The 19,408-nt window shown below is 68.5% G+C and carries 13 protein-coding genes and 2 pseudogenes; 7 read left to right on the plus strand and 8 right to left on the minus strand.

The annotated features are described in order from the left end of the window. Positions 1–101: 101 nt before the first annotated feature. Positions 102–287: a hypothetical protein gene (locus ACIA5A_RS29915; protein WP_396767965.1), complete on the plus strand. Its 186-nt coding sequence runs from the start codon at positions 102–104 to the stop codon at positions 285–287. A gap of 125 nt (positions 288–412) precedes the next feature. Here ACIA5A_RS29915 and ACIA5A_RS29920 read toward each other — a convergent pair whose 3' ends face one another. Together ACIA5A_RS29920 and ACIA5A_RS29925 are read right to left on the minus strand one after the other, a co-directional pair. Then, positions 413–1,603 carry an FUSC family protein gene (locus tag ACIA5A_RS29920; protein WP_396767967.1) on the minus strand — a complete coding sequence of 397 codons (1,191 nt, stop codon included), beginning with the start codon at positions 1,601–1,603 and terminating at the stop codon, positions 413–415. After that, positions 1,596–2,126 carry a hypothetical protein gene (locus ACIA5A_RS29925; RefSeq protein WP_396767969.1) on the minus strand — a complete coding sequence of 177 codons (531 nt, stop codon included), beginning with the start codon at positions 2,124–2,126 and terminating at the stop codon, positions 1,596–1,598. The genes ACIA5A_RS29920 and ACIA5A_RS29925 overlap by 8 nt, the downstream gene beginning before the upstream one ends. Positions 2,127–2,482: 356 nt before the next feature. Between ACIA5A_RS29925 and ACIA5A_RS29930 the strand changes: the two genes are divergently transcribed. From ACIA5A_RS29930 to ACIA5A_RS29940, 3 genes are all read left to right on the plus strand, one after another. Further along, positions 2,483–3,028 carry a hypothetical protein gene (locus ACIA5A_RS29930; RefSeq protein WP_396767971.1) on the plus strand — a complete coding sequence of 182 codons (546 nt, stop codon included), beginning with the start codon at positions 2,483–2,485 and terminating at the stop codon, positions 3,026–3,028. A gap of 31 nt (positions 3,029–3,059) precedes the next feature. Continuing rightward, positions 3,060–4,043, plus strand: a complete 984-nt coding sequence (locus tag ACIA5A_RS29935; protein WP_396767973.1) for a hypothetical protein — start codon at positions 3,060–3,062, stop codon at positions 4,041–4,043. 210 nt (positions 4,044–4,253) lie between these two features. Then, positions 4,254–4,589 (plus strand): hypothetical protein, encoded by a 336-nt coding sequence (locus tag ACIA5A_RS29940; RefSeq protein ID WP_396767975.1) that lies wholly within the window; start codon positions 4,254–4,256, stop codon positions 4,587–4,589. Here the strand turns inward: ACIA5A_RS29940 and ACIA5A_RS29945 are convergent. Then, positions 4,582–7,845: a putative Ig domain-containing protein gene (locus ACIA5A_RS29945; RefSeq protein WP_396767977.1), complete on the minus strand. Its 3,264-nt coding sequence runs from the start codon at positions 7,843–7,845 to the stop codon at positions 4,582–4,584. The genes ACIA5A_RS29940 and ACIA5A_RS29945 overlap by 8 nt on opposite strands. A gap of 197 nt (positions 7,846–8,042) precedes the next feature. Beyond that, on the minus strand, positions 8,043–8,285 hold the full coding sequence (locus ACIA5A_RS29950; protein ID WP_396767979.1) for a hypothetical protein: 243 nt from the start codon (positions 8,283–8,285) through the stop codon (positions 8,043–8,045). Between the two features lie 988 nt (positions 8,286–9,273). Here ACIA5A_RS29950 and ACIA5A_RS29955 point away from each other — a divergent pair. Next, entirely contained in the window at positions 9,274–10,401 is a 1,128-nt protein-coding gene (locus tag ACIA5A_RS29955) for a Fic family protein (RefSeq protein WP_396767981.1), read from the plus strand. Between the two features lie 570 nt (positions 10,402–10,971). On the opposite strand, the pseudogene ACIA5A_RS29960 reads toward ACIA5A_RS29955, so the two are convergent. The 4 genes and pseudogenes from ACIA5A_RS29960 to ACIA5A_RS29975 all read right to left on the minus strand — a co-directional run. Beyond that, positions 10,972–13,161 (minus strand): annotated as a pseudogene (locus ACIA5A_RS29960) (RelA/SpoT family protein); the annotation flags it as partial. 2,268 nt (positions 13,162–15,429) lie between these two features. After that, positions 15,430–15,978: pseudogene (locus tag ACIA5A_RS29965) on the minus strand (serine protease); the annotation flags it as partial. After that, positions 15,957–16,247 (minus strand): CU044_2847 family protein, encoded by a 291-nt coding sequence (locus ACIA5A_RS29970; protein WP_396767983.1) that lies wholly within the window; start codon positions 16,245–16,247, stop codon positions 15,957–15,959. The gene ACIA5A_RS29970 and the pseudogene ACIA5A_RS29965, both read right to left, overlap by 22 nt. A 355-nt stretch (positions 16,248–16,602) precedes the next feature. Further along, positions 16,603–17,937 carry a helix-turn-helix domain-containing protein gene (locus ACIA5A_RS29975; protein ID WP_396767985.1) on the minus strand — a complete coding sequence of 445 codons (1,335 nt, stop codon included), beginning with the start codon at positions 17,935–17,937 and terminating at the stop codon, positions 16,603–16,605. Positions 17,938–18,088: 151 nt separating this feature from the next. On the opposite strand from ACIA5A_RS29975, the gene ACIA5A_RS29980 reads away from it, so the two are divergent. Further along, the gene (locus ACIA5A_RS29980) at positions 18,089–18,874 is read left to right on the plus strand and encodes a DapH/DapD/GlmU-related protein (protein ID WP_396767987.1); all 786 of its coding nucleotides are present in this window, start codon (positions 18,089–18,091) and stop codon (positions 18,872–18,874) included. Next, on the plus strand, positions 18,871–19,353 hold the full coding sequence (locus tag ACIA5A_RS29985; protein WP_396767989.1) for a hypothetical protein: 483 nt from the start codon (positions 18,871–18,873) through the stop codon (positions 19,351–19,353). The genes ACIA5A_RS29980 and ACIA5A_RS29985 overlap by 4 nt, the downstream gene beginning before the upstream one ends. The last annotated feature ends 55 nt before the right edge of the window (positions 19,354–19,408 follow it).

The following is a 19,408-nucleotide window of genomic DNA, read 5'->3' on the forward strand; positions in this document are numbered from 1 at the left end:
ACCCGCTACGACAAGTTGGCCGTCCGGTTCCAGGCCAGCCTGACCATCACCATCATCTGCGAGTGGCTCTGACCGGCTTATGAAACACGCCTTAGCACGCCATGGGCCTCACGCTGCACGATCCGACGGGACCACCCTTCGCCGGCGGCCTGATCGAGGTGCCGGTCGGCTGGACCACGACGGCCCTGGCCTCGGGCGTGATCGTGGCCTATGATTCGCCGACCGGGCGACTGCCCACGACGGGCTACGGCCGCAGGATCGCACAGCTCATGACCGCAGCCCGCTGACTCGGCCTCATCGCCGCAGGTCGCGTGCCGCTGCCTTGCTGAGCCGGCGTGGTGCGGCCCGCCCCGCAAGCGCCTCGGTGGCGCCACACCACATCCTCCCCGCTCCGTCGTACGTGTCGAGAAGGTCAGGTAGGCGTCGTCCCGACGTCGGCCGCCGCACGGACGATCCGGTTCGCCTCGGGCGTTGGACAACCGGTCGCCCGAAGGACGTCGCTGGCGGCCGTCCGCAGGTCGGCGACGAGGCCGTCGCCGTACGTGCGCAGGCCGCCGCTCCGAGCCGCTGCGGCCAACTCGACCGCCTGTCGGACCATGTCCCGGCTGTGCGCGTGGCCGCTTCCGCGGTGACTCTCCCGCCGGAGCTGGTCGATCGCATCGGCGAGGCGGGCGATCCCCCGGGGCAACGACGAGGGCATCAGCTCGCGATACTGCAACGCGTTCGCTGCCCAGCGGGACATGCCACGCGCGTCAACGACCAGGCGCTCCAGGTGCTGGGCGATGTTCGCGTACCGGTGGAACTGCTGCCGGCGGCGCCAACGGACCGGTGCGAGCGTGACCGCCTCGTCGGCGCCGGCCAGCGCCTCGTGCATCCGACCGAGGTCGTCGTCGAGGTTGCGGAGTTCCTCGAGCACCCGTACGGCGGCTTCGGCGTCCCGGTCGACCAGAGCGCGCGCAACCCGGTTCAGCTGCCCGGACAACGAGTCGAAGATCGGCTTGGTGGTCTTGTCCAGGATGCGCAGCGGGTTGACCGGCAGCAGCAGGGTGACGACGGCGATGCCCACGACCGCACCGACGAGAGCGTCCAAGATCCGTGGGAGCTCGAGCCCGCGCTCCATCGGTGCGAGCGTGGCGATCAGCACCGCCGTGCCGCCGGCCTGACCGACGAGGGCGCTACCCCGGCCGGAGAGCAACAAAGCCGCGGCGATCGCCAGAGCGACCATCACTCCGGTCTGCCACGGACCCGACCCGAGCAGGAACCGCAACCCGTCGCCGATGGCGATCCCGAGCCCGACGCCGGCCAGCAACTCGACGGTACGCCGCGCGCGTCGCCCGATGGCCGTCGCGATCGTGCCAACCGCCGCAGACGGCGCGAACACATGCGCCCCCGGACCGAGCAGGTGGTCGGCGAGAACGGCGGCGAGGGCAGCCGCCAAACCGGCCTGGACCGAGATCACCAGGATGACCTCCGCCTGACGAAGGCGGACCCGGCCGGCGGCCTGACCGCGCCGCCGCGCGCTCACGACGTCCCGCTCACCGTGCTCGGCCGCCGCACGCCACGTCGCGTCGGCGGCCCGCCCGATCCGCCGGTCGTCAGCCACACGAGTCCTTTCCCGTCATCAGGTGCCCGAATCCGGTTTTGAAGGCGTGCGGACCGCGCGGCGAGGTCCCGGTGCTGCGCCCGCCGGGAACTGGTCGGGAACGGCGCAGGCACCGCCTCAACCGCGGCGAGAGGGTCGGACCCCAAACCGCCATCATCGTGGACCGGTTCGAGCCGAACAGACAGCCGCTGGACTTGTACCAGTCCCACACGTACGTCGGGTCACCGCCGGCTCTCAGCCGCAGGTCGGCGAGGCGGTACCGGTCACTCCAACTTCCGTTGGCGGAGTAGACGATGTGCAACTGGCCGTCGAGGCCCCGAATCAGCACGGGTCCCTCGTTGATGAACGGGTTGCCGACCACCCCGCTCCCACGGCTCTCGAGGGCTGAGAGAATGACGTGGCCTCCCCCGCCCGGCGTGGTCGGGCTGCTCATCCGGGCGAGGTAGATGGGGTAGCGACCGCCGCCGTCCAGGACGATCTCCGGCGCCCAGGCACCGCCGCGCCCCCCGGTGTCCGACCACACCCGACGCTGCGCCGCTCCGCCCCAACTGCTCGGGTGACGACGCTTGGCGCACGGCGATGCCGTCGCCGACCCGCCGCAGGAGGTGCCGCACCCAGCCCCATGCCCCGCATCGGGATTCCGATTCAGACCCCCGAACCGCACCCTCCCCTGGGACTCACTGTCGGGTGGCGGAGCCTTTCACGACAAGCGCCGCGGGGGCGGTCCGGCACGGAAGCGGATCCCCCACCCGCGGCTGCGAGATCGCTACGACCGGCGCAGCCGAATCAAGATTACCTATAAGGAGGTTTGGGGGTTTTTTATCCGTTTACTGTTTGTCTGCGCGCTTCCCAGCGTGCAGACGAGTGAAGGGAGCTTCGATGCGTAAAGGACTTCTGGCCGCCGCGGTCGCCGGCGTCGCCACCTCCGTGGCGTTCGCCGCGCCGGCGCTGGCGGACGACGCCGACACGACGGTGACGCTGACCGTGAACGCGAGCGGCGGTCTCACGATCACCGTACCGGCGTCGGCGAACCTCGGGCAGGGCACCGAGGGCGCGACCGTCTCCGGTCAGCTCGGTCCCGTGACCGTGCTCGACCAGCGGGGTTCACTGACACCCAACTGGACCGCCACGGTCATCTCCACCGACTTCAAGACCGGCGGGGGCACGTCGGCCGAGACGATCCCGAACATCAACGTGGAGTACTGGTCCGGCGGAGCCACCTCGACGGCCGGCAGCGGCACGTTCACGCCCGGGCAGCTCACGGCCGCCGATCGGGTGATCATCAACGTGCCGCGGACGGCTTTCACCCACACCGGCGGATCCGGAAACAACTTCGCCACCTGGAACCCGACGCTCGTGGTCACCATCCCGGACGGGACCGTCCAGGGCACCTACACCGGCACGGTGACACATTCGGTGGTCTGACCGCCCCGGCGGGCTGGTGCTGTCGGCCTTCGTGGCGCTGTTCGCGCTCGGAGCGCCGGCGGCACCGGCCGCCGCTGGGCGAGCGCAGCAACCGACCGGCGACGCTGACACGGGCGGGATCGGGCTGCGACTGCTGGACATACCCACCGACCGGGTCGGTGATCCGCGGGCCCAGGTCTACATCGTCGACCACGTGCGGCCGGGGTCGGCGATCAGTCGACGGGTCGAGGTCCGCAACACCTCGGCGCGGCCGCTGCGCGTCGAGCTGTACGCCGGGGCCGCATCGATCGTGGGGACCGCCTTCACCGTGCCCGAAGGCCGCAAGGGGAACGAGTTGAGCGGCTGGGTGCACCTCGGACGGAAGACAGTCGACCTCGAGCCGGACGACCGGAAACCGGTCACGGTTGACATCGTGGTGCCGAGGAGCGCCTCGAAGGGCGAACGGTACGGCGCGATCTGGGCACAGGTGACAAGCCCGTCTGGCCCCGGTGGCAATGTCACCCAGGTTCACCGCGTCGGCGTACGCCTGTATCTCGACATCGGCTTGGGCGGCGAGCCACCGACCGACTTCCGCATCGAGTCCGTGACGGCCCGGCCCGGTGCCGGGCGCTTTCCGGTGATCACCGCGCACGTAGTGAACACGGGTAAGCGGGCGTTGGACATGACCGGGTCGCTCACGCTCAGCAAGGACGCGGTACGGGCCGGGCCGTTCCGCGTCAGCAGCGGCGCGACCATCACACCCGGCGGCAGCGGTGACGTCGGCATCGAACTCGACCAGTCCCTGCCCGCGGGGGTCTGGGACGTCCGGCTGGTGCTGGCCAGCGGCACGGTCGAGCGGACCGCCGAAGGGAGGATCACGCTGCCGGTGCCGGGCACCGTCGCGATGACGGATGAGCGGCCGGCCTGGCTGGTCTACTCCGTCGGCACGGTGACCGCGCTGGTGTTGCTCGTCGCCGCCGGGGCCTGGCACCTCCTCCGCCGCCGCGCGCGGGTTCGGATGGCACCCTCCGGCTGAGCCGCCCCCCGAACGCGAAGTCCTCGACCCGGTCGCCTCTCCGCAGGCGGCCGGGTCACACGCGTGGAATCACGCAACGATCAACACTCGATGACATAGAGTTACTTTCGCGTTCATCGGAATCGCGTCGGACGGGGGTTTGTCGTGGTGGTCCATCGTCACCGTGCGCGGGCCGCAGGCGGGTCGCGTCGTCGGAGCGTACTCGCCGGGGTGGCCCTGGGCGCGGCGCTCGCGGCGACCGGGGCGGCGACCGCCGCCGCTGGTGCCGGTCCGCCGTCGGCGCACGTTCCGGTCAAGCCGCAGCGCGGTGCGGCACCCGCGCCGGGGGCACCCATCTCCGGCTCCACCGATGTCACGCTCCAGGTGGTGCCGACCTCGCCGACCCACGGCCCCACCGCAGGACCGTCACCGTCGGGAGGTTCGCTGCCGGTCACCGGCACCGGCCGGCACGCGCTGCTCGCCCTGGCCTCCGGCGCACTGCTCACCGGCGCCGGCGTGGCGTTCGTCGCCATCGGTGTCCGGCGTCGATCCACGCGGCTCAGATGACCGAGTGGGTCACCGTCGCGCGATATGCGCCGACCACCAGGTCAGTCGGCAGACTTACCGAGAGGGCAGGATTCCAGGTGGCCGAGTTGGCGCCGGCCGCGCCGGTCCAAGCTGCCGCCGTCCGTGGAACGTCCAGCGGCGCGCCGAGCTGAGGCGTGAAGCTGCCGTTGCCGGTCGTCGACACCGCCGGCCCCGAGACGTACGCGACGGCAGCCGGTGCGATGGTCTCGGCCGTCGAGCCCGAGCCGGCGCGGAAGGGCGTGATCGCGACGGTCGCGGTCCAGGCGCCGGACCGGGGCCCGCGGTCGTCGGAGACGGTGACCGGTCCGAGGCGTCCCGTGACCGCCGGCGTGCCCGCGGCGACCGTCCCCAGTGACGCGCTGGCGGGCGCGCTGATGGTCAGCCCGGCCAGCGGGTCGACCACCAGGTCGACCGGACGGCTGTCCCGCTGTCCGAAGGAGTCGGTCACCTCGACGGTGAAGGTGAAGCTGCCCGCGGAGGTGGGGGTGCCGGAGAGCAGGCCGCTGCCCGGGTCGAGGGTGAGCCCCGGCGGGAGCGCGCCGGCGCTCACCGACCAGCCGAAGGGCCCGGTGCCACCGACGACGGTCAGCGGATACGAGTAGGGATCGTACGCCTTGGCAGTCGGCGGCGGCGCGAAGCTGAGGCGGGGGGCCGCCGCGACGGTGATCGTCGCCGGCCGGTCGTCGGAGAAACCGCTGGCATCGGTGACCCGCACCGTGAACGGCCAGCTGCCCGCCTCGCGCGGGCTGCCGGAGAGCACACCGGTGGCCGGGTCGAGGGTGAGCCCGGGCGGTAGCGTCCCGGCGCTCACCGACCAGGCGAGCGGTACGGTCCCACCGGACACGGCCAGTAGAAAGCGGTAGGCGGCGCCGACCTCACCAGCCGGCGGCGGCCCGAAGATGAGCGACGGCAGCGGGTTCGGCCTGACCGGCCCGGCGGGAGCGGAGTCCGGTCCGGTGCCGGCGGCGTTGATGGCCGCGATCCGGAAGGTGTACGTCTCGGTGGACGTCAGACCGGTGACGCTCCGCGTGGTTGGCGTCGCGGGCACGAGGACGGCGGTCCGCGCCACTGAATCGACGTACGGGGTGATGCGGTAGCCGGTGACGGCGGAGCCGCCGTCGGCGGGCGCGGTCCAGGTCAGCACGGCGGAGTTCGTGCCGGCGGCGACCGAGGTGATCGTCGGCGCGGCCGGCGTGGTGTAGGGCACCACCGCGTTCGACGCGGGGCTGACCGGGCCCGTGCCGTACGCGTTCGTGGCCGCGACGCGGAACGAGTAGGAGGCGCCGACAAGGAGCCCGGTCAGCGTCCGGCTGGTGGTGGAGGCGTCGAACGTCAGCGACGGTTGCGGCACGCCGTTGCGCACCGGTGTAACGACGTATCCGGTGATCGCGCTGCCGTTGCTCACCGGGGGACTCCAGGAGACCGTCGCGGCGGCGACACCGGCGCTGGCGGTCGGCGCCGCCGGCGCGTCCGGCGCGGAGGCGTACACGAAATTGGCCGCGCCCGCCGCGCCCCGGGTCACGACGGAGACGGTCACCGGGGCCGCCGCCGGCCGGGGCGGCATCGAGGGGATGCCGAGGGTGCCGTCCCCGTTGGTGGTGAAGCAGACGGCGGACACGTCGCCGGCGCAGGGCAGCAGCACCACCGAGGTGCCGGCGGCCTGCTCGGCGGCCGTGCCGATGGTGATGGCGGTCGCACCGCCGAAGTTGGTGCCGCTCACGGTTACGGCGGTGCCGCCACCGACGGGGCCCACCGCCGGCGCGACGGTCAAGCCGGTGGGTGCGGTCAGCGGCGTAACCGCCGTGGTGCCGCCGGCGTAGCCGGGGTTGGCATCGATCGACGAGGCGGTGACTACCGTCGCACTCTGCACCAGCTCGGGCGTCACACCACTTCCGGTCACGGTGGCGGCCACGGTGATCGCCGGTAGCGAGCTGCCCGCCGAGAACGGGCCGTTGCTGTTGGTGCATCTCACGGTCTGTCCGGCCGGCACTTCGCAGACCCAGCCCGAGCCGAAGGCACCGCGCGGTAGCACACCCTGGGGCAGGGTCTGGGTCACCGAGACCGGGGCGGTCTCGGTGACCCCCGGGTCGACGCCGCTGCTGATCGTGTAGGTGACCGGGTCGCCGGCTTGCGGAGCCGCGCCGACGGAGCTGGTCTGCACGACCCTGAGGTCCGGCACCGCGTTGAAGCTGACCACGCGGGTCGAGTCGACCTCGTGGGAGTCGGTGACCGAGCCGGTCGAGCCGACCCAGCCGAAGGCGAGTTGGCGCGGATATCCGTCGGCGTTGAGCCAGGTCGGCGACGGATAGAGACTCGACGCGACCACCGGCAACGCTCCGGTGAGGGTTCGGGTCGTGCCACCGACCGGGGTGAACCGGACGGTGTACTGCCCGGCGGGCACGGCGATGCCGTTGTCGGTGGTGAACGGGGACCTGGTGGTGTTGACCACCACGTCGACCGGCACCGCGGCAGCCGACCGGGTCGCCGCGCGCAGGGCGATGGCGGGCGCGGAGGTGCTGCTGGCGGTGCTGTTGACGGCGCAGTAACCCGCTCCGTTGCGGCCCGGCCCGCGGATGATCACCTGGCCCGGAACTCGCCCGCCCGTGGTGGAGATGTATGCCGGGTTCGTGCATCCGGTGCCCTGGTAGACGCTGTTGCTGAAGTTGCCGTAGACGTCCAGGCCGACGCCGAGGTAGCCGTTCGACAGACCCACACTGCGACCGGTGAATGCGGCGGAGTAGCCGAGCGAACCACCAGGCTGACCTATCACGGAAGGGGCTAGCGGGTTTGCCGGATCGACGGCCGCGAGGACGAAGGCCAGGCCGTCCGCACCCGGACTGCTACCGCCGTACTGGTACGACGTGAACGAGACGTGCAGCCCCTGCGACGTGGGCACGCTGACCGCGCCGAACACGCCGCCCTGCCGCTGGGTGCTGGCCGGCGTCAGGCGCAGCCTGCCGTTGCCCGGGGTGTCCGTGGCGCTGGGACAACTCAGCAACGGACCGGTGCCGGTGTTCCCTGCGGCGCTGAGGCAGGCGGCGTTGGTGGCCGAGCCGGCGGGCACCCCCGGCACGGCCACCGGCCCGACACCGTTCGCGACGTTATTCCGGAAGGGTTGGTCGAACAGGACGGAGCCGGCGGCCGAGGCGGCAGTCGCGTTGACGACGAGCGTGACCACACTGACGGCGGCGGTGAGGACCGCGAGACTCGACGACGATCGGCGTGGACGTGACATGTCTGCTCCTGGCTCCGGTGTTCGCTCAGCTCCCGGACAGCCTAGGGGCGTTACCGATCTAAAGTTACATAAAGGATATATGTGAGAGGGCCCCACGCCACCCGAGAGGGACCCTGACCCGTTCCCTGCGTGACCAGCACCCTCGGTGGCGAAGCCCGACCCTTTCACGGACACCGGTCAGCCCAGGTGGCCGCGCTTCATCCGTGGTACTCGTAGGTGTACTGGCCGTCGTCACCGATCGCGGGCCGGTCGGTTCCGGGTTGGGTGCGCAGCGTGTACGAGGCGGTGCGGCCCCCCGGGGTGTGTTCCTGGGTCGTCGCGTGTCCGCCGGTCCAGTCCGGCGGCACCGGCACGGTGAGCACCGCCGGAAATTCCTGCTGGATACGTCTCTGTCCATCGAGTGGACCACCGAGGAACTCGACGATGTTCGCGCCCTGCATACCGGCAGCATGGCACGTCCGGGCACGGTCCGGGGTGCAGGTCGTCCACACCGGCCGAACGGACCGGGGCGGTTCATGTCGATCAGCCGCACGATCACGGCCCACCTCGCTTCCGGATCATCCACTTCCATCGGCAGCGACGCGGTCCAGCAGATGAGCAGGCTGCGGCGGCTGCCGAGGTCGGCCACCGGCGGTGGCCCTCAGCGAAGTCGACCTACGGGCACGACTGATAGACGCCGGGACCGATCAGCCATCGGACGTAAACAGTCCCTGTACGCCCAAAACGATCGCGATCAGGCCGAAGACCTCGAGCAACAGCCGGACACCCCTGATCTCGGTCGAGCGCACGCCACTCCTCGACGCCCGCCCGGTTCCAGAGCAGAGCGAGTCCGACACCCACGCCCATCACCTCGGAAGGGAACACCCTCGGTGCCGCTGCCGATGCCGGCCTGGTCCGCGGGCACGCTGTCCACCCGCGGCGATGGCCGGCAGCGTCCCCAGGGGGCATGAATACGACCAACACCAACAGGGTTCCCGCCGCCGCGACCGCCAGTGTGCGCCCGGGTGACTGCCGATTCGGCCCAGCCATGGAAACCACTCGCTCTCTGATCGGTCCTTCCCCCGTCGCGTCCGGCCCCTGACAAGCGCGCTGGTGCACCAGCGGCACTCGATCGGGGGCGCCCGAAGCTCGCGGTCGGACGGGATGAGGACGGCCAGTCTTGGTGTCCGGCCGGGACGTCGCAGCTCCTCCTCGCCGTGGTCGTTGGGGGTGAGGCTGTTCAGCTCGTGCGTCGCAACAATGCGCCTGAAGCAGGCCGCGGCACCCTGTCCGGCGCACACTATTACCAGGCCGACAGCGACCGGGACCTCCTGCCGCCCCTCGCGCCCCTTGCATTGAGATGCCAACCAAACGTCATCTGAAGGGCTGCCGATAAACAGATGCTTAAATGCTTCCAGCATTATCCGGGAATTAATGTAGTATCAGCGCATGCTGTATCGGACCCCTGCGCTCACGGATGACGACAAGCGCGTGCTTGGCGAACTGGACACGATGCGGGACAACCTGCGGTACCAGATTGCTGAACCGCACCGGTGGACAGGGCAACTCCGACGAACTCTGATCGCTCACGCCATCCAGGGCTCGAATTCGATCGAGGGTTACCAGGTGTCCCTGGACGACGCCGCCGCCGCCGTCGCCGGCGACGAACCAGTCGAGACCAACCCGCAGACCTGGGAAGTCATCACCGGCTACCGGGACGCCCTGACCTATGTGCAACAACTCGCCCGCTCACGTGAGTTCGCCTGGCAGCACATGCTGCTCAACGCACTGCACTTCACGATGCTCCGGCATGAGCTCGGCAAGTGGCCGGGTCGCTTCCGTCCGGGAGACATCCACATCGACGAGGCGCACACCGGCCGACGCGTCTACACCGGGCCGGACGCCGACGACGTTGGGTCTCTGATCTCCGAGCTGATCGACTGGCTGGCCGACGGCGAACCGGAGACACCGCTGCTCGTACGGGCCTCCATGGCCCACCTGAACCTGGTCAAGATCCATCCCTGGCGGGACGGGAACGGCCGAATGTCCCGCTGCCTACACACCCTCGTGCTCGCCCGCGACGGTGTCCTCGCCCCGGAGTTCTCCTCCATTGAGGAGTGGCTCGGCGTCGGCCGGAACACCTACGCCTACTACGACGCACTCGGTGAGGTCGGGGGCCCAACCTGGCAGCCCGAGAACGACACCAGCAAGTGGATTCGGTTCTGCCTGAGCGCCCATCACCAACAGGCCCAGCTGGTCCGGCAACGCCTCGATCAGGCCGCACATCTCTGGGAACTGCTCGACACCTGGGTCCGACGCCACGGGCTACCCGAGCGGGTCGTCAGCGCCCTGTACCTCGCCGCGACCGGCGGTCGAGTACGCCGGACCCTCTATCAGCGCGACGAGAACCTCACCGACGACCAGGCAACCCGCGACCTTCGCGCCCTCGTCCGGGCGGACATGCTCGAACAGCACGGCGAAACCCGAGGCAGGTTCTACCTCACCTCGCCAACGCTCCGCGACCTCGCAGCCCCCGCGCTACGCCCCAAGGAGATCATCGACCCGTACCGACGCTGAGACGCAGACCCGGCATGCCCCACCACCGTGAATCTGCGACGTCAGCGCGCGGAAGAGACGCCATTCCCTGTCACCGAATTGGACAGATGCGGCTAACCATAGCCAGGCGGCCGCTTCCAAGATTTACTACATTCGGGCCTGAAAAGCCCAAATGAGACACCCATTCTGTCCTATTTATCAGAATTTTTCACGCAATTTGGTGTCCGAGGGGGGATTCGAACACATGCTTAAAGCACCCATGCATTCCATGGGTGTTCATGCAGCGAATCTAGCAGGCCAGCCAGCCTTCCCACAACAGTCGCAACGACTATCAGGCAGGGGGTTCGACCTGCCGAGCCTCAGCCTCAGATCCTCACGGTCCTCGCTCACCTCTTCAGGTCAGAGCACGATTTGAACAATCAGCAACTGGGCGGGGCCCACACCACCACCTTGTGGCCGCCTTCGCTCCCCCGGCGACTGCCGACACATCGTTGCGCCGCTCCGAAGCCGATCCGAATCGCGCACACGCAGTTTCGCGGCAACAGCGCCCCGTTCGGTAAGACTTCAAGGCGGCACGCCAACCAGATCCAGTCAGGCGCCAGATGTCACACGGTATGCGTCGAAAACTCCATCGACCCTGCGCACACCAGCCAATAGGTGCCCGAGGTGCTTCGGATCGGCGATCTCAAAGCTGAACCGGCTCACCGCCACGAGGTCACGGGTGGTCGTAACTGTCGCGGAGAGAATGTTCACTTGCTCATCAGAAATCACGCGTGCTACATCGACGAGCAACTTCCGACGGTCGAGTGCCTCTACCTGGATGACCACTAGGAAGCTGGAGGTCGAGGTTAACTTCCAGCTTACCTCCACCAGGCGTTCGCCCTGCGCCTTGAGATCTTCAGCGTGCTGACAGTCGTCGCGGTGCACGCGCACGCCATTGGTGCGGGTGACGAAGCCGAAGACGGCGTCCGGCGGGACCGGGGTGCAGCAGCGCGCCAGCTTGATCCAGACGTCGCTGACCCCGCGGACCACTACACCCGGGTCGTGGCTGGACGCCCGGCTGCGCGGCGGCCGGGTGGCGACGGCGGTCTCGGCGATGTCCTCCGCCGCGCCCTCCTCGCCGCCGTAGGAGGCCATCAGCTTCTGCACCACCGACTGCGCGGAGACCTGGCTGTCGCCGACCGCCGCGTAGAGCGAGGCCACGTCGGCCAGGTGCAGGTCCCGGGCGATCGCCATGAGCGCGTCCGAGGTGAGCATCCGCTGCAACGGCATGCCCTGCTTGCGCATCGCCTTGACGATCGCGTCCTTGCCGGCCTCGATCGCCTCCTCGCGCCGCTCCTTGTTGAAGTACTGGCGGATCTTGGTGCGGGCGCGCGGGCTCTTGACGAAGCCTAGCCAGTCCTGTGTCGGGCCGGCCGTGTCGGACTTCGAGGTGAAGATCTCGATCACGTCGCCGTTGGACAGCGTCGACTCCAGCGGCACCAGCTTGCCGTTGACCCGGGCGCCGATGCACTTGTGCCCGACCTCGGTGTGCACGGCGTACGCGAAGTCGACAGGCGTCGACCCGGTCGGCAGCGGGATGACGTCGCCCTTCGGCGTGAAGACGTACACCTCCTGGCTGGACAGGTCGAAGCGCAGCGCGTCCAGGAACTCGCTCGGGTCCGCCGCCTCACGCTGCCAGTCCAGCAGCTGCCGCAGCCACGTCATCTCGTCGATGTGCGCCGGCGGGCCCACCACCGGGGTGCCCTTGTGCTCCTTGTACTTCCAGTGCGCGGCGATGCCGAACTCCGCGGTGCGGTGCATCGCGTACGTGCGGATCTGCATCTCCACCGGCTTGCCGGTGGGCCCGATGACAGTCGTGTGCAACGACTGGTACATGTTGAACTTGGGCATCGCGATGTAGTCCTTGAACCGGCCCGGCACCGGCTGCCAGTTGGCGTGGATGACCCCCAGCGCCGCGTAGCAGTCCCGCACCGTGTCGACCAGGATCCGCACACCGACCAGGTCGTAGATGTCGTTGAACTCGCGCCCCCGCACGATCATCTTCTGGTAGATCGAGTACAGGTGCTTCGGCCGCCCGGTGACCTCCGCCTTGATATTTGCCTTCCTCAATTCTGTTGCCACTTCCTGGGTCACCTGGCGCAGCAACGCCTCACGCTGCGGCCGATGCTCACCGATCAGCCGGTCGATCTCCTCGAACCGCTTCGGGAACAGCGTGCCGAAGGAAAGATCCTCCAGCTCCCACCGCATCGTGTTGATTCCGATGCGGTGAGACAGGGGCGCCCACAGGTGCAATGTCTCACGAGCAACGCGTTCCTGCTCGCTGCGGGCGACGAAGGTGAGGGTCCGCATGTTGTGTAACCGCTGCGCGAGCTTGATCACCAGGACTCGCGGATCCTTGGCCGCCGCGACCACGATCTTGCGCATCGGCTCCACGCTCGTCGTGTCATCTAGCCGCACCAGGTCGAGCTTGGCGACACCGTCGACCAGCACCATGACCTCGCCGCCGAACTCGTCTCTCATCTGCTCGGAGCTGTAGGCCGAGTCGTGGACCAAGCCGGAGAGCAGCGCACCCGTGAGTGTGGTGCTGTCCATTCCGAGGTTGGCCAGGATGGTCGCCACCGCGAGCGGGTGGACGATGTACGGATCGCCGGACTTGCGATACTGCCCGGAATGCCACCAGGCGGCCGCGTCGAACGCTCTTTGGATGCCCTGCACGTCTGCGCGGGGGTGGTTCTCCCTCAGACTGGCAACGAGAGGCTCCAGCGCCTCGCTGACCGTTGGTGCGCTGTCGAGGATCTTCGGCAGTCTCAGCCGGTAGATCATCCGCCGGACGGGTGAGCGATACTGGGCGCTCTGCGTGAGGGTTTGCGCCGCGATCTGCCGTTCTATGGACAGCGCGGATTCATCGCGGGCCAGTTTCTGCAGCAGAGTTGCGCCGCGTGGATCCCTCGCCACGACGAGGGCTGTTGCCGCTGCGCGCCGCTCGGCGGAGCCGAGCTTGTCGTCGCTGGCGAGTTCGACGAGAAGTCGACGACCGGTAGTTGGGTCTTTCTGGGCGAGAGCATCTGCGGCCCAAATCCTCTGCCTCGTGTCGAACGCCGTGTCCTGGGCGACTGAGGTCAGGATGAGACCGGCGTTGACGCCATCAAGTCCTACCAGCTGAGTCATGATCCACTGGTCGCCTGCGGTGGCGCTGATCTCCGTCGAGGTGGCCGCGGTGGCGGCCATGGCACGAAGGGTCGTGGTCCTGAAGGCGCTGGACTGCCGAGCGTCTGTCGCGATGGTCGTGGCCACCGCCAGCCCTTGGTCGCGGTCCAGCCGAAGGCAGGTCGTCAGTGCCTTGTAGCGATCATCGTCGGGGCCATGAGGGTCGCGCGCGATCGCAGCCAACGCTCGCGACGTGACCTCGACCGTCGCATCGTCTGGATCGGCGCCGTCCTCGATGACAGCGGCGACGAACGAAGCTCCCGAGAGCCCACCCGTTGCGGCGATCGTCTGTAGGGCAGATGCCATCTGATGAGGCTGTTTCCAGGCGGCCACGAGAAAGCGAGCGAAGGACTGCCGCCATGCCGGTGGAGTCACTGCTCTACCGCTGGTGGTCCTGCCGAACAGATCCCAGAAGACAGCATCGGCGCGTTCCGGGTCGTCGGGGACGTACTGGGCGGCCAGGTACTCCTGGATCGTCTGGTGCAGGAAGACGTAGTCGTCGGCTCGGGCCACCATCACACCACTGCCCCGGAGGTAGTCGGCCAGCAGTTCACGCCACACGGCCTCAGGCACCGCGCTGGCACGCAGTTCCGCCGTCCACTGCTCCAGCTTGTCGATCGCCGGAGTCACGTCGCCGTCGAGACCGTCGGCGGCCAGTCGTCCGATCAGCATGTCACCGCGCGCGGTGAGGCGTTCGCCGGCCTGTTCAGCGCCCGTGCCGTAGCGCTGAAGGGCACGGCGTAGTTGGTGCCGCACCCCGCCGTCAGCGTCGCTGTAATGCCGGTCGCGAAGCAACTGTACGAACTCACGGAAGATGTGGGAGCGTCCGGCAGGTAGGCGACGCTGAGGGTTGGCGACGAACAGCTGGCACAACATGGTGGCCATCAACGGGTTGCTCGCCAGTTCCTCAAGACCCAGGCGGCGCAGCTCCCGAACGAACTGCGCCGCCGCCTCATCAGGGTGAGCGATCTCGGCACGGGTGAGCCAGGCCTGCACGAACTGGTGCCGCTGCTCCTTGTCAAAGGGCAACAGTTCGTAGTGCAGTGGCGACCAGGCCGCCTCCCCCGCGGCAGTGATCACGGTGCCCGGACGGGTCGCGACGACGAAACGGTGGGCATCGTCCACCGCGTGACGCGCGCGCAGGACCGACAGCACCTGCTGTCGTTTACGGAAGTCCATGATCTCGTCGAGGCCATCGACCAGCACGAGCCACCGACCGGTCGGGATGGGTCGCTCGGCAAAGAATTCAGCCGGCCACGACCCTCTGCCGTCATACAGGCCGAAATCGCCGCGGACACTGCGTGCGATGGCCTCGCCGAGGCCCGCGGTGGCGAGGATGTCGGTGGCCTGCACCCGGACGGGTACGTCGGTGATCTCACCATCGCGCTGTCGTCGTGCGATGTCGCCGACGGCGTACTGCAGCAGGGTCGACTTGCCCGCTCCCGCTCCAGCGACCAAGACGACGTCCTGTTCGCCGTCGAAGATGATGTCCGCAGGTTGCGGTGGCGCTCCGACGGCAGATGAGGTCACCTCCCGTCGGGTCGTCTGCCGGACGTAGACCGCTGACAGCGGTGGCATGGGAAATGTCGGCGACATTTGGTACGGGTGGGTGGCCGCGGTGCGGGCGGCGATGGTCAGGTAGGCGCGCAGCTGAGGCCCGGGGAAACGCCACCTGCCCGCGGTGATCTGCTCATCGGTGAGCGCGCGCAACCACTTGTGGTGCTCTGTCTGCGCGGTGGCCAGAGCAAGCCGGGCCGGTTCGCAGCGGTCGATGATCTCGGCGATCGGGAGCAAGTGTGTGCCCCCGGCCTCGTCCGAGGTACATACCATGCCGCAGACGGCACCCGTGCGGCGGTTGACAACCGCACTGCCGCTGAAGCCTCTTGCCAGGGGAGTTCCACGCGCCCGCAGCAGCCGCAAGGCGTCTTGGTCGCTGCGGCGGGACTCCCCCTCGTACACCAGGCGTGCTGGTTGACCCGCGCGGAACATCCCGTCTGGGTGTCCGTAGGTCCACAGGTTATCGCCGACGCTGACGACAGACGATGGCAGTACCGGGGTGAGGTCGACATCAACTGAGCATTCGCGAATGTGCAGCACAGCCAGGTCTAGACCGGCTGGGGTGCGGTAGTAGCTGTCAGCATCGACCGTCAGCACGAGTTGGGCGTCGCCGGCGACTGCTCGACCTTTGACGAACTCAGGTAGCAGAGCGCCGTCGACTGCCAGCACGTGAGCGCAGGTGGCGATTACTCCAGGGGCGACTACGAAGCCGGTGCCGCGGGCAGGCGGCGCGCCGGACATCGAGGGCGCCTCGATGGATATGGTTGCTGCCTGCAGCAGATCCTCCCAGCCGGCGTCCTGCTGTGCGGTCACCGTGTCGTGCGGTCCCATTCGAGGCTCACCTTGACGCCCGTCTTCGCCGAGGCCTTACCGATGATCGCTACGAACTTGCCCGACTCCACCGCGAACTCGCAGGAGAACTCCACGCTCAGGCGGCTGACATCGGCCGCCTTCAGGTGATCACCTACCTCAGATGCGAAGGCGGTCAGCGCCGCGAGCGCCTCGTCGAGGTTGGAGGGCCTGGCGGCGACCTCCACCTCGTCGCTGGTCATCCCGGGTGGCAGCTCGCCCGCAGCCAAGTAGATGGTGTAGCGGTCCACACTCACTGGTACCACTACCTGTCGCCCCACAGCGGACTCCACAACAACCCCCACGACGCTCGCCTCACTCACAGATCATCAGACGCATGCGAAGGGTAGTCGCATCGCGCAAGCGTCGCCACCACTCAGGAGCAGGTCTGGAGTCCCCGGATTCAATGCACCCGGTGGTCGTGCCGCATAGGGGGTGCCGGAGTTCCACAGGTTCGCCGAAAGTAGATGCGCTGGAGTCAACGGTCATGACCGTCGCGCCGGGCAGCGAACCCTGACCGGGCGTGCAGGCCCTTCCGGTTGTTGACCAAAAGAGCTCTGCACTCGTTGGGTCGTGAGCAGCAGCCGTGATAGGAAGCAGAGGGGGCTAAATCAACCCGATTCGGTTGGCGAACTCACGTACGCCTGGCAGGTTGCGGCTGTCGCGGGTTAAAAGATCGGTGGTGAGCTGCTGCGCCCATGGCCGGTAGCGAACCTCCTGCGGGGTGTCTCGCTCGGCGGCGAGCAGCGCCTGGAATGTCGCCTGCGGGCGCCCGCGGCCGTGTAGTGCCAGCGCTGTGTCTTCCCAGTAGCGAGCTCGGCGCTCCGGCATGACGATCCGGACCGGGTCGACCTGCCGGGCGTAGTCGACAGCGGTGCCGTAGTCACCAAGCACCCGGGACACGCTGATCTTGTAGACAGCCAGGTCGAGCGAATTGAATTGCCCGGCCTTCGTGTCACCGGTGCGACGGGCCGCTGTCTCGGCTTCGCCGAGCAGGGTCCACGCAGTATCGCGGTCGTCGTGCATCGCCGCGGTGTACGACGCGGCGGCGAGCAGTTGCCCATAGACAGCGCTGTGCGTGGCGTCTAGCAGTCCGGTGTCGGCCTGCAAGGCTTGGGCGGCGTCCAACATGAGTTTCTGCGCGCCGTCGCGATGGTGGGTGCGGCGCATGACGGTAGCCGCCAGGCGTCTGGCTTCGGCCAGCGTCACCGGATCGTCGCCGCTGCGGGCGGCCTGTACGGCGCGGTCGGCGGTGGCCCAGGCCATGCCGTTGTCGTGCAGTTTGATCAGCAGCTGAGTGGCGATGTTGTACGCCTGAGCCAACCGGCTGGCGGCCATCGGCAGCTCGTGCACGGCAGCGGAATCCCGGTTGGCGATGGCACGGGCGAGGAGGTGAGGTAGGCGGCGGGCGAGCTGCGTGTAGCGGGTGGCCCGGTAGTCGGCGCGGGCGGCTGCCAGCTGCGCGGCCAACTGGTGTCCGGGTATCGGGGCAACGTCGACCCGACCGAACAGCACGTTTTCGAGGGTGTTGGCCATGCCGTGAGCGGCTGCGGCCGGATGGGTGGGGAGGACGGACGCCGCAGTCAGCGCGACAGCAGCTGTTGTGATCAGATCGCGTCGGCGCATCGGGTCACCATCCTCATCGACACCCGCGCTCAGGCTAACCGTGCTGGTGTCGATGGTCGATTGCGACAGCCCGAACAGGTGCGCTGGGATTGCGAAGACCTCGGCAAGCCGGCGCAGATCACGTACGTCCCAATGGCGATTCGACTTCGTCTCCATCCGGCTCAGCGTTGAGGCGGACACTCCCGCTAGGCTCGCCGCCTTCTGCAAGGTCAGGCCGGTAGCGACGCGCGCGGTGCGCAGCACTGTGCCGAAGTCGCCCCTGCTGGCTGCGTGGGCAACGGCCGGCATCGTGGTCCACGCGGTTTGGGTGCTCACACGTCACCTCCATCCACGATGGCGGACTTCGAGAGTGACCGATGCTTGCAGGTTGCGCAAGCACGTTGCTGACTGTCCGTGACGTCTTCGACTCGGCCTCTCGAACCGCTGTTCTGGGTGCACCTACCCGTACAGGCACAAGGAGTCCGTGATGATGCACCTGAGCACACCGGGCATCTCCCCCACTGTCAGCGACCTCGTACGAGCTGGGCTACTACAGCTCGGCGAGGGCTGTCAGGTTCATCCGGGGGTGGTGTTCTTGCCCGCTGACATGCTGGGCGCCATCCGCCCGATCATGCTCGGCGACCACGTGAACGTCGGTGCGTTCGCGATCGTGCACGGCGGCGCTCACATCGGCCGCGACACTCACATCGGGCATCGCGTGACGGTGGGCGAGCCGGAGTACGGCTACGCCCTGCGGCGGGTCTACCAAGGCGTGGGCGCCCCCACCATGATCGGCTCTGGTGTGGTGCTGCGCGCCGGCGCGACCGTCTACGCCGGTGCCAACGTCGGCGACGACACCACCATCGGCCACAACACGCTGCTGCGCACCGGTGTCAAGGTCGGCTCCGGAAGTCAGCTCGCTGCCAACCTCACAGTCGAGCGGGGCTGTGTCATCGGTGACGGGGTGCGCTGCTCGCCGGGCACTCACCTGACTGCTGACACGGTGGTCGAGGACCGAGTCTTCATCGGCGCCGGCGTGCGCACCATCAACGACCGGGACCTCATTTGGCGCGACCCGGACAATGAGCAGCCGCTGCTGCCACCGAGGTTCACCTATGGCTGCAAGGTCGGCTCCGGCGCGGTCATCCTGGCCGGCGTCACCATCGGCGAGCACGCTCTGGTCGGCGCCGGATCTGTTGTCACCAAGAACGTGGCGGCCCGCGCCGTTGTCTATGGCGTACCCGCTACTCAGCGCGGGGAGGTGACGTCGTGACGAGCCCGATGACGTGGCTCGGCCCGCTGATCAGCAGCGTGCCGGAAATCGATGATGCCGGATGGCGGAGCCTGGAGCGTCTCGCTGACGATCTCGGAGCCCTGTGCGCGGTCGGTGCGGCGGACTCTACGGATGCCGACGTACGGTCGCGGTGGCTGCTCGGACTGCGACGTGAGCTCGCCGCTCGGGGGCACCGCGCTCCGGTTGGACTGCCCGGACTGCTCTGGCAGACCCTCGCCCAGTTCATCGCGGGGTTTCATGACTTGGATCTACGTGACGCCACCGGCCTTGGTCACGGCGCGATGATCATCGCCGAGGGGGGCGCTGGGGCCGTCGCCCATTGGAGGACTCGGCTGACCGCTGGTGAACTGGTCGGTATCGCCGCGACCGAGCGCCACGGCGGCTCGCGCATTCAGGAGATCACCACCAGGGCCACGATGGGGAGTGTGTCGATTTCCGTGTTTGGGCCTGTGGTGTGATCGAGATTGTTAGATGGCGATCCGGTCGCCGTAGGCGAGGATAAGGGCGTTGAGG

This window comes from Micromonospora sp. NPDC051300 (assembly GCF_044455315.1).
Lineage (GTDB): Bacteria > Actinomycetota > Actinomycetes > Mycobacteriales > Micromonosporaceae > Micromonospora > Micromonospora robiginosa.